Here is a 13,792-nt window from a genome sequence, read left to right on the forward strand (position 1 = left end):
CGGTCTTCTCTTCACCGTGTTCGGCAGCCGGACCGGCCATCATCCGGGCGAAGATGCCTTTGTCGCTCCACCGCTTCCAACGGTTATAGAGCGTCTTGGGCGGGCCGTACTCACCTGGAGCATCCGACCACCGCAGGCCGCTGCGATTGATCAAGACAATCCCGCTCACCACCCATCTATCATCGATCCGTGGCCTGCCATGCGACTTCGGGAAGAAAGGCTAAAACTTGGCCATTTGCTCGTCTTTCAGCCAATAAAGGTCGCTCATGTCATCGCTCCGTTTTCCAAGCCGTGACACATGCAGCGCTGCGACATCAATGCATCTTGAGCCTAAGCCATCGCAACGAATCCCCAATCTCATTAGATCGAATTCGCCAGCGAGTGTGCCGCTAGGAATATCAACCATTCTGTTTACCAGTGGAAGGCCGCGGGATCCTTCTTTTACAGAAGGTTACTGTGTGGGGTTTGCGCTCATGACGGACCTCAGCTACCACTAAAATCAATCACTTGCACTAAGGTTTAACCAGCCCATCGCACCGGACCAAAATTCCAGAGGATAGATTGGGGGAACAAACTGCGCTAGAATCCGTCAACTCGGGGGCACAGCGGTGATGCGCGATCCGCCTACAGATCAAGCTTCTGACCCCCGCAACGGTATCCGATCTGAACAACCAAAACTCACGGCTGAGCGAAAACACGCCGCGCTTGTAGCGGTATTTCGCCACGTCAACCACGGCTCTCTTTTTGAAACTCATGAGATGCTTTAAGTCGAGCGGGGCATTTGGGCAGGGCAGAAAAATGAAACTCAGCGCATTAGAAGTTTTTTGTATTGTACTCGCAAGCGTCGTGGCGGGCGCTGGATTTGTTGGAGCAGCGAGCGCATTGATTTCGGGTATTTGAAACACCTGAACAGCACGCCTTCCCTGAATTGAGGAAAGTCAGACCGCCCAATTGCGCACGAAGCGCATTGGCGGGGACCGTCCGCTCTTGCGGCCGCGATGCTGTGACAAGCGATAGAACGTTTGGCTTATCGCGAGACGTTTCGATGAACAGCCGAGAGCTACCCGGGATCCACGAACGCCGCGCCCCGGAGCCCTTTGACAAATCTCGCGGTCGCTTTTGCAGCTCTCGGCTGGATTCTTTTGCGAAATTTGGCATTCTGTAGCCCCATGCGATCATTGAGGGTCTCTCGTGCTGCCATCCGAACGTCATGCAATCATTCTCGAAGAAGTGTCGCGCCAGCCTGCGGTTTCTATTCGTTCTCTGACTGAACGTCTTGGCGTATCACGGGAAACCGTGCGCAAGGATATCGAGCAGTTGGCCCAGGAAAACAAGCTCAACCAGGTGCGCGGCGGGGCAACCAGAGTGCGCAGGCATGAACCTCCTATGGCTGACCGCACCCAAACCAACCGTGCGGGCAAGGAGCGTATTGGTGCATATGTCGCCAGCGCAATCCCGGACGGGGCCAGCGTGATCATTGACAATGGGTCGACGACACTTGCCGCAGCTAAGGCTCTGGCGGCCACCCGCCGTGAATTAACGATATACACGAATGACTTAACAATTGCCTCGGTTCTGACACCGGCAGCGGCAGAGATCACATTGCTGGGCGGACGGCTGGATTTTTCCGAGAATGCAACAATGGGTCTGGATACACTGGAACACCTTTCCAGATATAACGCGGAATACGCGCTGGTCGGGGTTGGCGGGATCAGCGCGCGGGCCTTGCTCACCTATTTCTCGCTGGAAGGCGCCAACTTGCGCCATATGATGATGGAACGGGCACAGCACCCTTTCCTTTTGGCGGACAGCAGCAAGTTCGGGGTGGTTGGGCAGATCGCAGTGAAAGCTCTGCCCTTTGACGTGACCCTTGTTGTTGACGGTGAACTGCCCAAGGACATTTCCGAAGCGCTGGAAACCCAACCAATGGATATTGTGCGGGCTTAACGCAAAGAAAAGAAAATATTTGCCAACTTTTGCAAACTACCAATAAGGTGAGTGCAGACCCGATTCCTTCTGCACGGAGCAAGGCAATGGCCAGCACCCAACTTCCGCACAACGCGCAAACTGTCATTGTGGGGGGCGGTATTGTTGGCTGCTCGGTCGCGTATCACCTGACGAAGATGGGGCATCGTGATGTGGTGTTGTTGGAACAGGGCCAGCTGAGCTGTGGCACCACCTGGCACGCGGCGGGTCTGGTTGGTCAGTTGCGCAGCCAGCCTGCGATGACCAATCTGATCCGCTATTCGACCGAACTGTATTCTCAGCTTGAGGCCGAGACCGGGCTGGCCACAGGTTGGATGGAATGCGGTTCCGTTACCGTGGCACGCACGGAGGACCGCATGACAATGCTGCTGCGCACGGCGGCCGCAGCCCGCGCGCAGGGGGTCGAGGTACAGGTCATCACCCCGCAGGAGGCGCAGGACAAATGGCCTGTGATGCAGGTGGATGACGTCAAGGGTGGGTTGTGGATGCCCGGCGACGGCAAGGCCAACCCGACCGATCTGACACAGTCTCTGGCCAAGGGCGCGCGCATGGGCGGCGCCAAAGTCATAGAAGGTATCAAGGTTACCGATATTCTGACCAAAGACGGAGCAGTCAGTGGTGTCGTGACCGACCATGGTACCATCGAAGCCGAGATTGTGGTGAACTGCGGCGGTCAGTGGGCGCGCCAACTGGGCAAAATGTGCGGCGTCAACGTACCGCTGCATTCGGCCGAGCATATGTACATCGTGACCGAACAGATCGAAGGCGTGAAGCCTGGCCTGCCTGTGCTGCGCGACCCGGACGGTTATATCTATTTCAAAGAGGAAACCGGCGGTGTGGTGATGGGCGGGTTCGAACCCGAAGCCAAGCCATGGGCAATGGACGGCATCCCCGACAAGTTCTTCTTCCAGCTTCTGCCCGATGACTGGGACCAGTTTGAAATCCTGCTGGAAAACGCGCTGATCCGGGTTCCGCAGATGGCCGACGCCGGCGTGCGCAAATTCTATAACGGGCCTGAAAGCTTCACCCCCGACAACAACTACCTTCTGGGCGAGGCACCCGAACTGAAGAACTTTTTTGTGGGGGCCGGGTTCAACTCGATGGGAATTGCCAGCGCCGGTGGGGCTGGGCGTGCTTTGGCTGAATGGATTGTCGAGGGGGCTCCGACTTCGGATTTGTTTGCTGTCGATATCCGGCGGTTCGCAAACTTCAACAACAACCCGACGTGGCTGCACGATCGGGTCAAGGAAACGCTGGGGCTTCACTATGCCATGCCCTGGCCCAATCGCGAGCTGGACACCGCGCGCCCGTTCCGCCGCTCGGCCCTTTACGACCGCTTGGCGGCTAAAAATGCTGTATTCGGATCAAAGATGGGCTGGGAGCGGGTGAATTTCTTTGCGTCGGAAGGCGAAGCACCCGAGATTCAATACAGTTTTGGCCGCCAGAACTGGCATGACGCAGTTGCGGCCGAGCACAAGAACACCCGCGAGGGCGTGTCGATCTTCGATCAAAGCTCGTTCGCGAAGCTGCTGGTTCAGGGCCGGGATGCCTGCGCACAATTGAACCGCATTTGCGCGGCAAATGTCGACGTCCCGATCGGAGGCACGGTCTACACCGGTCTGCTAAACGACCGCGGCGGGTACGAATCCGACCTGACAGTGCTGCGCCTGAAAGCGCAGGAGTTCCTTCTGATCACCGGCTCGGCCCAGGCGGTGCATGATGCGGATTGGATTCGCAAGAATTTCGACGCGGATGCCCACGTGTTCCTGACAGATGCCACGGCCGCATGGTCGGTTCTGGCGGTCATGGGGCCGAATGCCCGCGCGGTTCTGAACAAACTGACCAAGGCCGATCTGTCCAACGCGGCCTTCCCGTTTGCCACCCATCAGGAAATCGATCTGGGCTATGCCACGGTTCTGGCCAACCGCATGACCTATGTGGGTGAACTGGGCTGGGAACTGGTGGTGCCGATCGAATTCACCGTTGGCGTATACGAGGATCTGATGCGCGCCGGGGCCGAGTTCGGCATCCGCGATGCGGGATACTACGCGCTGGAAGGGCTGCGCCTGGAAAAGGGTTTCCGCGCCTGGAGCCGAGAGTTAACGCCCGACATCACTCCGCTACAGGCAGGGCTGAGTTTTGCGGTCGATTTCGAAAAGCCCGGCGGCTTTATCGGGAAAGACGCGCTGCTGGCGGCAAAAGAGGACCCCGATCACCTGAAAACACGCATCGTGCAACTGGTGCTTGATGATGGCTCGGCACAACTGTGGGGTGGTGAGGCCGTGTTGTATGACGGGGTCGAAATCGGCGAGGTCCGCTCGGCCGCTTATGGCCATACGCTGGGCGCGGCCGTTGCACTTTGCCGGTTGGACGCGCCCCGCCCGGTAACGGCCGTTTTTTTCCGCGACGGGACCTTTGAAATCGACCTTGCCGGAACCCGGTTGTCGGCAACAGCCTATATGCGAGCCCCGTACGATACCCAAAGCGAACGGCCGAAGATGGACGGCTAGTCTTGGATGACCCCCTGCCGAAATGAACCCGGATGAAACACCGTTCGGTTATCGGGCCCGAAGCGAACCAAACCTCCAAATTCGGCTTTCTGCGTTGCGATAGTTTGCCATTGGACCAGCTTGTCCTTGACGAACAGACCTCCGGTTCGGTTCTGTCGGTCGCGTGCCACGCACTTGCGCTGGCAAACCAAACGCGCGCGCGTATCAGCGCATTGAGGTCGGAGTTCTGATGCACGCCAACAAACCAAACCATTTCATCGGCTCGCAATGACGACCTCGGCGCTTCTTATCGTTTTGACCGCTGCCTTTTTGCATGCGCTCTGGAATGCGGTTGTCAAAGGGGCGCCCGACAAAGCAATCGTTTTGGGGCTGGTATCACTTGGCCACGCAATCCCCGCGCTGTTTGCGTTGCCGTTCTTCGGGTTACCAGTTTGGGCAGCCTTCCCTTTTATCGTTGGTTCGACCCTGATCCACTGGGGGTACTACTGGTTTCTGAACACCGCATATAAACATGGCGACCTGTCGATGGTTTACCCCATCTCGCGCGGGATCACGCCTATTCTGGTCGCGCTGGGCGCAATTTTGTTTGCAGGAGAGCTTCTTTCGACGGTCGCATGGATCGGCATACTCTGCATCTCGGCAGGTATCGGGTGCCTGTCTCTTGCCGGGGTGGGCAGACAAACGAACTGGATCGCCATAGCGGCAGCCCTTGGCACGGGCCTGATGATTGCGTCCTATTCGATTGTGGATGGTATCGGCATTCGGCTGTCCGAGAACGCATTGGGATACATCGCGTCCTTGTTCGTCGCCGAAATTATTGTTGCTGGGTTCATCTTCACGACCCGATGGCAGCGCCTTGTGGCACTGCCCAGTCGCTTTGTCTGGGCAGGTCTGGCGGGTGGCGTCATTTCCGGCCTGGCCTACGGACTGGTGCTGTATGCCAAGACGATTGCGCCTTTGGGCGTGGTGTCGGCACTCAGAGAAAGTTCCGTGATCTTTGCGTCGATTATTGGCGTCATGTGGTTTGGCGAAGGGCCCAAGTCCAACAGGCTTCTTGCGGCGACAATCGTGGCGCTCGGCATCTTGGTTTTGGCAATGGCGAGATAACGAAGTCTGAGGGCAGATTTCGGACGCAGAACTCGGAAACACGCACAAAAAAGTACTTATCTTCATCACAAATCCCGGCGAGATGCCGGACCACCGTAGGAACAATACCGATCCCGCCTGTGTTCAGCCTCTGGTCCACACTGGGGCCGACACTAGCGGACGGCACCAAAAGTATGCAAAACAAGTTGCTTCAAACGGTTAGGCCCTGCCGCTCCGTTGCCGGAATTGGTCGCAACTGTCGGCAATCCACAGCTGCTTTTCCATAGGGTGCACTTATGATGTTGAAGATATAATCGATTTTTCTTGAAGTTTTTATCTGTCAAACTGTTGATACAAATCTGAATAGAACGCCGCGCAAGAATGGCGAACACGTCAAGAAATCACCAACAGAGGATAACAATGAAACACACGACATCATTTCTTGCCGCTCTGGCCGTCAGCGCAATGACCGCGACGGTTGCGGCATCGGAAACAGAATTGACAGTGTACACCGCCGTCGAGGCGGAAGATCTGGCCCGGTATGCCGAGACGTTCAACCAAAGCAACCCTGACATCAAGATCAACTGGGTTCGCGACTCGACCGGGATCATCACCGCCAAACTGCTGGCTGAGCGGGACAACCCCCAGGCAGACGTCGTATGGGGGCTGGCGGCTACATCGCTGTTGCTGCTCAAGTCGGAGGGCATGCTGGAACCTTACGCACCTGCCGGCGTCGAGAATCTGGATCCCAAATTTGTCGATGGCGACAATCCACCCGCGTGGGTTGGTATGGATGCCTGGGTTGCATCCGTCTGCTACAACACTGTCGAGGCTGAAAAGGCCGGGCTGAAGCCACCCACCTCGTGGAAAGACCTCACTGACCCGATGTACAAGGATCAGGTTATCATGCCGAACCCGAACTCGTCAGGCACCGGGTTCCTTGACGTTTCAAGTTGGCTGCAAATGTTCGGCGAAGAAGGCGGATGGGAGTACATGGACGCGCTGCACGAAAATATTGCGCGCTATACGCATTCGGGTTCCAAACCCTGCAAGCTGGCGGCAGCGGGCGAAATCCCGATCGGTATCTCGTTTGCCTTCCGCGGCGCCAAGTCCAAGGCGGATGGCGCGCCTCTTGAGATTATCGTCCCGTCCGAAGGCGTAGGCTGGGACATGGAAGCCACCGCAATTGTCGCCGGAACGGCAAATCTGGAAGCGGCTCAGAAACTGGTTGATTTCACAGTCACCAAGGAAGCCAACGAAATGTACAACACCGGCTATGCGGTTGTGGCCTACCCCGGCGTCGCAAAACCGGTTGAGCACTTCCCAGACGGTCTTCTGGATGCCATGATTGACAATGATTTTGAGTTTGCCGCGAATAACCGTGCGGCAATCCTGAAGGAATGGCAGTCTCGCTATGACGGAAAGTCGGAAGCGAAATAAACACGATAGCAGGAGAGGTGCTTTTGCCTCTCCTGCGCGCCCTTCTCTTTTTCCCAAAAACATGACCTGCGCACCTGGCAATGCCCAGCCCGGATCAGCCATGCCCGAGGTGCAGATGTGAGGACTTCTCCCGTGCTTCAGAAAACACCTCCCGGTGAACTGTATCTCAGCATCCAGAACTTGTGGAAGGCGTTCGGCAGCTTTCTCGCTCTCAAGGATATTTCGCTGGAAATCAACGATGGCGAATTCGTTTGTTTTCTGGGCCCGTCGGGTTGCGGGAAAACGACCCTGCTCCGCGCTATCGCCGGTCTGGATTTGCAGACCAAGGGGACGGTCATGCAGGACGGCAAGGACGTGTCCAACCTGCCCCCGTCCGAGCGTGATTTCGGGATCGTGTTTCAGTCCTATGCGCTGTTTCCGAACCTCACGATTGAAAAGAACATTGCCTTTGGTCTGGAAAACTCGGGCCACAGCAAATCTGAAATCGCTGTCCGCGTGAATGAGTTGCTTAATCTCGTCGGCCTGCCGGATCAGGGCAAAAAATATCCGGCACAGTTGTCGGGTGGGCAGCAGCAAAGGATTGCCCTGGCCCGCGCCATCGCAACCAAGCCCGGTCTGCTGCTTCTGGACGAACCCCTTTCGGCGCTTGATGCAAAAGTACGCGTCCATTTGCGGCATGAAATCAAAGAGTTGCAACGCAAGCTGGGCGTGACCACCGTGATGGTGACGCATGACCAGGAAGAGGCCCTGGCCATGGCGGACCGGATCGTGGTCATGAACCATGGCGTGATTGAACAGGTGGGATCGCCCACCGAGATATACCGCCATCCAAGGAACTTGTTTGTCGCCGATTTCATTGGCGAGATGAACCAGCTGTCGGCAGTTGCCGGTGACCCTCAGACGATAGAACTGGGCGGGTCCGTGCTGAAATGCACGCGGCATTCGCATCAGAAAGGAAGCCGCGTCATAGCTGCTGTCCGACCTGATGATGTCATTCCACATGGAGAAGGTGCGCGGTCTCCGGGTGCGCCGGATACAATTACCACCCCGGAAAACGCCTTCGAAGTGCTGATCACCGAGATGGAGTTCCTTGGTTCGTTCTGGCGGTGCCGCCTGAGCAATGAGCGGTTCGGCACTTCGGAGCTGATCGCGGATTTCTCGATCAATGCCGTACGCCGCCTTGAGCTGGCAGAAGGGCGGACGATGATGATCGAGCTTCCCGAAGACCGCCTGATGGCCTTTGACGTACCGGAGACCGGGGCATGAGTACCGCTTCTACCAACAGTAACACTTTGCCCCCCGGCCCAATCATCAAACCCAAGCTCAGCCGCGACGACATCCTGATGCGCGGAAGCATGATGGTCATCGTGCTGTATCTGATCGTGACGCTGGCGCTGCCGCTTTACACGATGCTCTCAAAGTCGTTTTCCACCTACCGGGTGGAACTGTCCCAGTACGAGTTTCAGGTCAGCGATGACGCAGGAAGTTTTGATGGAACGATCCTGTCGGGCGATGCGCTGAACCGCGAAACCGGAGCATTTGCCGACACCGATCTTGTGACGGGTTCGGACGGGCGCTTGCCTGTTACAGGTTTCTTCCCGGATTTCAGTTTCCGCAGTCCGGTGATGTATCAGATCCGGAACACGACGGATACCGGTCGGTTCCTGGTGGGATCGACTTTGCAGGAAGGAACCGATTGGGTCGAGCTGGATTCCAATACCTTTCGGCGGGTTCAACTCCGGCCCGTCCAGTCCAGGGGATTGGATAACTTTGTAAATTACTTCTCGACGCCCGCGCTGTTCAATTCGATCAAGAATTCGCTTTGGATTTCGGTTGTCAGCACGATCGTCACCGTGACGCTGGCCTTCTGGTTTGCCTACGCGCTCAATCGCAGCTGTATGCGGTTCAAAGGTGTCTTTCGCCTGATCGCAATGGCGCCAATTCTCGTTCCCTCGCTGCTGCCGGGTATCGCCTTGGTATACCTGTTTGGTAATCAGGGCATGATCAAAGAACTTCTGTTCGGCGCCAGCATCTATGGTCCGATCGGCATTGTGATAGGCTCGGTCTTCTTCACCTTTCCGCATGCCTTCCTGATCATCTCAACGGCGCTGGCGATTTCGGATGCGCGGCTCTACGAGGCTGCGGCAAGCCTGCGGTCAACCCCATGGCGCACGTTCTGGACGGTGACCGTTCCGGGTGCCAGGTACGGCCTGATCTCTGCCGCCTTTGTTGTTTTCAATCTGGTAATCACCGATTTCGGCCTGCCCAAAGTCATTGGCGGGCAGTTCAACGTGCTTGCGGTGGACATCTACAAGCAGGTGATCGGCCAGCAGAACTTTGAGATGGGCGCGGTTGTGTCAGTGGTTCTGGTGATCCCGGCGATCCTGGCTTTTGCGATCGACCGCATGGTTCAGTCCAAACAGGTGGCGCTGCTGTCGGCCCGGTCGGTGCCGTATCAGCCAACTCCGAACCCGAAAGCTGATCGCCTGTTTCTGGCCTATTGCAGCGCGGTCGGCCTGTTCATCGTTGGCCTTCTGGCAGTGTGCCAGTTCGCGGCCCTGATCAAGTTCTGGCCCTATGATCTGAGCCTGAGCCTTAGGAACTATCAGTTCGACAAGATGGATGGCGGCGGCTGGGGGTCTTATTTCAATTCGATCCGGCTGGCCCTGCTGACGGCAATCATCGGCACGGCGGTTGTGTTCTTCGGGGCTTACCTGGTTGAGAAATCACAAGGGTTCCGCACCGGCCGATCAATCTTTCAGATGTTCGCGATGTTGCCGATGGCCATTCCGGGCATGGTACTGGGGCTGTCCTACATCTTTTTCTTCAACAACCCGTCAAACCCGCTGAATGGCATCTACGGCACAATGGCGATTTTGGTGATCTGTACGGTGACGCACTTCTACACCGTATCGCACCTGACGGCGGTGACGGCCCTGAAGCAAATGGACCGCGAGTTCGAGTCCGTGTCGGCGTCGCTCAAGCAACCGACGATGAAGCTGTTTGCACGGGTGACGGTTCCGGTCTGCCTGCCAGCGGTTCTGGACATATCCATCTATCTGTTCGTCAACGCGATGACGACCGTGTCGGCTGTGGTGTTTCTGTACTCCCCCAAGACCACGCTCGCCTCAATCGCTGTCCTGAATATGGATGATGCCGGAGACATCGCACCGGCGGCGGCAATGGGGATGATGATCTTCTACACAAATGCCGCGGCCCGGATCATTCATCAGATAGCGTCCAAGGGCATTCTGAAACGCACTCAAGCCTGGCGAAGTCGCTAGCGGCCATTTTGACACCCTGCCCCGCCAATCAGCTATTGGCGGGGTTTTCTTTCAAAGTCCGCTGCACGAACTCCATGAAGGCGCGGATGATCTTCACCTCGCGGCGTTGCGAAAGCGAAATGATGCTTTCGCCCATTTGCAGGTTGATCCCCTGCAACTTGATCTGCCGCAGCCGGTCATCATGCCCGTATTCCGCCTGCGAAACAAAACCGATGCCGGCACCGGAGGCCACAAGTTCCCGAATTGCTTCACGCCCTTCGGCAACGATCGCCGGTTTAAGCATGATCCCGTGCTTTTTGGCCTCATCTTCCAGTTTCTGGCGCGTTTTTGACCCGGTCTCGCGAAAGATAAGCGGCAGCTTTGACAACTCTTCCAGGGACAGGGTCGGTTTGGACGCCAAAAGCAAACCCTGGGCCGCAAAGGCGACGATCTCGGTGGATCCAAGGCTAAGAATTTCCATGTCCTTGCCCGGAGACAGGCTGCCGACAACGCCGATCTCCGCATTATAGGACCGGAGTTCCTCCAGAATTTCCTCGGTATTGCCCGAGCGCACGGTGATTGTGACGTTCGGATTCTTCTTCTGAAAAGCCCCCAGAAATGCTGTCAGGTGGTGCGCTGAGTCGGCGATGATGCGCAGCTCTCCATCAACCACGGCCTTGGTCTCGGAAAGGTAGTCCTCGATCTGATCTTCGATCTCGAAATATTGTTTGGTGTATCTGTAAAGCTGCTCTCCTTCATGGGTCAGGGTCACACGTTTCCGTTCGCGCTGGAACAACAACAAATCGTGATCCTGTTCCAGCTTTCGCACCTGCTCGGAAATGGCCGGCTGTGTCAGATACAAGGCTTCTGCTGCACGCGAAAAACCACCGTGTTTAGCCACGAAATGAAAGGCTTTGAGCTGACTGTGCCGCATCGCGTGTCCCCGTTTCCCAGTACATAGGCTGAGCTTATAATTAGATCGATAATTGCAATTTCACATATAGCAACCGTTGCTGCAATTGTGTTCTTGAAAACGCTTTTCTGGAGCATGGATATGACGCCTTCCAACGCAAAAATCGAACCTCCTCGCCTCGGTGAACCATATCTTCTGACACCCGGTCCTTTGACAACGTCCTATGCTGTAAAAGAAGCCATGTTGAAGGATTGGGGCAGTTGGGATGACGACTTTCGCGCCATGACACGCGAAGTGCGGTCCAGCCTTCTCGCGTTGCTTGGCGAAGGGGCTGACGACTACGATTGCGTCCCCATGCAGGGCAGCGGTTCGTTCTCGGTCGAGGCGATGCTTGCGTCGTTTATCCCCCCCAATGGCAAGGCGCTGGTTCTTGCGAATGGCGCCTACGGGCAACGATCTGCGCAGACCTTGGAATATCTGGGGCGCGACCATGTCGTTCTGGACAAGGGGGATTACCTGCCGCCCAGGGGCGAGGAAGTTGCCCGCATTCTTGCCGAAGATCCCGACATCACCCATGTGGTCGCTATTCACTGCGAAACCAGCTCGGGAATTCTGAATCCGGTCGAGGAGATATCCGATGTCACCTATGCCGCCGGGCGCAAACTTCTGATCGACTCGATGTCGGCGTTTGGCGCGGTGGAACTCAAACCCACCGAAATCCGCTACGAGGCGATGGTGTCTTCGGCCAACAAATGTATCGAAGGCGTGCCCGGTTTCGGCTTCATCGTCGCCCGCAAATCCGAGCTTGAAGCCGCGAAGGGCAACAGCCATTCCTTGTCTCTGGATGTGCACGCGCAGTGGGCGCACATGAACAAGACCGGCCAGTGGCGGTTCACACCGCCAACACATGTGGTTGCCGCTTTTATCGAGGCACTCAGGGCACACGCCGCCGAAGGGGGCGTACCCGGCCGTGGCGGGCGTTACACCCGTAATCGCGATGTCATGGTCGCCGGAATGCGAGAGCTGGGCTTTGAAACGTTGCTGGACAATCGTTGGCTCAGCCCAATTATCGTCACCTTTTTCTGTCCCGCGGACGAAAAATTCGTGTTTGATCAGTTCTATAACCTGATGAAATCCAAGGGATTCATCATCTACCCGGGCAAACTGACGGTGGTCGACAGCTTCCGCGTCGGATGTATCGGCCAAATGGACGAACACGTCATGCGAATGGTCGTGACCGCCGCAAAGGAATCATTGGAGGAGATGGGCGTGACCAACGCGGCACCTCCCCTCCGGGCACTGCAAGAACGCGCCAAACTGGCTGCCTAACTATCAAGGAACATGACAAGATGACCATCCAAAACCCCGTTGTAGCAAACGAACGCGTCTATCCGACGCCCAAGGTCCCCGCAGTCGCCATCTGCCTGGATGGGTGCGAGCCTGAATATCTGGAGGTTGCGATTGCCAAGGGCCTGATGCCCAACCTCAAGCGGATGCGCGAAGAAGGCACCTACCGGCTGGCCCATTCCGTGATCCCGTCCTTCACCAACCCCAATAACCTGTCGATCGCCACCGGACGCCCGCCCATTGTGCATGGCATCTGTGGCAACTACTTGATTGACCCGGAGAGCGGCGAAGAAGTCATGATGAATGACGTGCGTTTCCTGCGTGCACCGACCATCTTCTCGCAATTCTACGATGCCGGGTTCCGCGTTGCCATGGTCACCGCCAAGGACAAACTGCGCGCGCTTCTTGGTGCGGGGCTGAAGTTCGACGAAGGTCGTGCAGTCGCCTTTTCCTCGGAACGTTCAGGCGAGACGACTATGACTGAGCACGGCATCGACAATGCCAGCAAATGGTTGGGCATGGACGTCCCCGAGGTTTACTCGGCCGAACTGTCCGAGTTTGTCTTTGCTGCCGGCGTCAAGCTGTTGAAAGAGTTCAAGCCCGACGTGATGTATCTGTCGACCACGGACTATATTCAGCACAAGTTCGCGCCCGAACAGCAAGGCGCGCTGGATTTCTACGCGATGTTCGATCGCTATCTGGGCGAACTGGACGCGTTGGGTGCCGCCATCGTGGTGACCGCCGACCACGGCATGAAGCCAAAGCACTTGCCTGATGGCTCGCCTGCCGTTGTATATGCGCAGGATCTGATGGACGAATGGCTGGGCAAGGACGCCGCGCGGGTCATCCTGCCGATTACCGATCCTTATGTCGTGCATCATGGCGCATTGGGGTCTTTCGCGACCGCCTATCTGCCCGAAGGCGCGGATCAGGATGACATCATAGCAAAACTCAGAGCAACCGAGGGGATAACCCACGTGCTGACCAAGGCCGAAGCCATCGAGCAGTTCGAGTTGCCGGGCGACCGGATTGGCGACATTGTGATGGTCTCGGGCGAGAACATCTGCATTGGCACGTCCGAGCACCGTCACGATCTGGCGGCCCTGAAGGAACCCCTGCGCAGCCATGGCGGTTTGACCGAGCAAGAAGTTCCGTTCATCGTGAACCGCGTCATCGACCTGCCCAACCAACCGGTTTTGCGTAATTTCGACGCCTTCTTTTACGCAACCACAGCAGCGGCACAGTAA

10 protein-coding genes and 1 pseudogene are annotated in these 13,792 nt (G+C 56.9%); 9 read left to right on the forward strand and 2 right to left on the reverse strand.

All coding sequences use genetic code 11. The annotated features are described in order from the left end of the window. A pseudogene (locus ACR0J8_RS21240) lies at positions 1 to 268 on the reverse strand (transposase); the annotation flags it as partial. Between the two features lie 923 nt (positions 269 to 1,191). Between ACR0J8_RS21240 and ACR0J8_RS21245 the strand changes: the two are divergent. From ACR0J8_RS21245 to ACR0J8_RS21275, 7 genes are all read left to right on the forward strand, one after another. Further along, positions 1,192 to 1,947: a DeoR/GlpR family DNA-binding transcription regulator gene (locus ACR0J8_RS21245; protein ID WP_480526761.1), complete on the forward strand. Its 756-nt coding sequence runs from the start codon at positions 1,192 to 1,194 to the stop codon at positions 1,945 to 1,947. A gap of 86 nt (positions 1,948 to 2,033) precedes the next feature. Next, positions 2,034 to 4,496 (forward strand): GcvT family protein, encoded by a 2,463-nt coding sequence (locus ACR0J8_RS21250; RefSeq protein ID WP_480892162.1) that lies wholly within the window; start codon positions 2,034 to 2,036, stop codon positions 4,494 to 4,496. 32 nt (positions 4,497 to 4,528) lie between these two features. Next, positions 4,529 to 4,726, forward strand: coding sequence for a hypothetical protein (locus tag ACR0J8_RS21255; RefSeq protein WP_480892165.1), 198 nt, complete (start codon positions 4,529 to 4,531; stop codon positions 4,724 to 4,726). A gap of 37 nt (positions 4,727 to 4,763) precedes the next feature. Continuing rightward, positions 4,764 to 5,603: an EamA family transporter gene (locus ACR0J8_RS21260; protein ID WP_480526765.1), complete on the forward strand. Its 840-nt coding sequence runs from the start codon at positions 4,764 to 4,766 to the stop codon at positions 5,601 to 5,603. A 399-nt stretch (positions 5,604 to 6,002) separates the two neighbouring features. Then, on the forward strand, positions 6,003 to 7,022 hold the full coding sequence (locus tag ACR0J8_RS21265) for a putative 2-aminoethylphosphonate ABC transporter substrate-binding protein (protein ID WP_170825226.1): 1,020 nt from the start codon (positions 6,003 to 6,005) through the stop codon (positions 7,020 to 7,022). A 132-nt stretch (positions 7,023 to 7,154) separates the two neighbouring features. Beyond that, entirely contained in the window at positions 7,155 to 8,288 is a 1,134-nt protein-coding gene (locus ACR0J8_RS21270) for a putative 2-aminoethylphosphonate ABC transporter ATP-binding protein (protein WP_321250806.1), read from the forward strand. Next, positions 8,285 to 10,306 (forward strand): putative 2-aminoethylphosphonate ABC transporter permease subunit, encoded by a 2,022-nt coding sequence (locus ACR0J8_RS21275; RefSeq protein ID WP_170681671.1) that lies wholly within the window; start codon positions 8,285 to 8,287, stop codon positions 10,304 to 10,306. Before ACR0J8_RS21270 ends, ACR0J8_RS21275 begins: the two co-directional genes overlap by 4 nt. Positions 10,307 to 10,334: 28 nt before the next feature. Here the strand turns inward: ACR0J8_RS21275 and ACR0J8_RS21280 are convergent, their stop codons facing one another. Then, positions 10,335 to 11,219 (reverse strand): LysR substrate-binding domain-containing protein, encoded by an 885-nt coding sequence (locus tag ACR0J8_RS21280; protein ID WP_170612114.1) that lies wholly within the window; start codon positions 11,217 to 11,219, stop codon positions 10,335 to 10,337. A gap of 120 nt (positions 11,220 to 11,339) precedes the next feature. Here ACR0J8_RS21280 and ACR0J8_RS21285 point away from each other — a divergent pair, with 120 nt between their 5' ends. Together ACR0J8_RS21285 and phnA are read left to right on the forward strand one after the other, a co-directional pair. Beyond that, positions 11,340 to 12,527: a 2-aminoethylphosphonate--pyruvate transaminase gene (locus ACR0J8_RS21285; protein WP_480526767.1), complete on the forward strand. Its 1,188-nt coding sequence runs from the start codon at positions 11,340 to 11,342 to the stop codon at positions 12,525 to 12,527. Between the two features lie 20 nt (positions 12,528 to 12,547). Continuing rightward, entirely contained in the window at positions 12,548 to 13,792 is a 1,245-nt protein-coding gene (gene phnA / locus ACR0J8_RS21290) for a phosphonoacetate hydrolase (protein WP_480526768.1), read from the forward strand.

It is taken from the genome of Ruegeria sp. N11 (genome assembly GCF_056531525.1).

Coding starts and splice junctions, on each gene's coding strand:
- ACR0J8_RS21250 (WP_480892162.1), top strand. CDS start 2,034: ATGGCCAGCACCCAACTTCCGCACAACGCGCAAACTGTCATTGTGGGG.
- ACR0J8_RS21255 (WP_480892165.1), top strand. CDS start 4,529: ATGAAACACCGTTCGGTTATCGGGCCCGAAGCGAACCAAACCTCCAAA.
- ACR0J8_RS21260 (WP_480526765.1), top strand. CDS start 4,764: ATGACGACCTCGGCGCTTCTTATCGTTTTGACCGCTGCCTTTTTGCAT.
- ACR0J8_RS21265 (WP_170825226.1), top strand. CDS start 6,003: ATGAAACACACGACATCATTTCTTGCCGCTCTGGCCGTCAGCGCAATG.
- ACR0J8_RS21275 (WP_170681671.1), top strand. CDS start 8,285: ATGAGTACCGCTTCTACCAACAGTAACACTTTGCCCCCCGGCCCAATC.
- ACR0J8_RS21280 (WP_170612114.1), bottom strand. CDS start 11,219: ATGCGGCACAGTCAGCTCAAAGCCTTTCATTTCGTGGCTAAACACGGT.
- ACR0J8_RS21285 (WP_480526767.1), top strand. CDS start 11,340: ATGACGCCTTCCAACGCAAAAATCGAACCTCCTCGCCTCGGTGAACCA.
- phnA (WP_480526768.1), top strand. CDS start 12,548: ATGACCATCCAAAACCCCGTTGTAGCAAACGAACGCGTCTATCCGACG.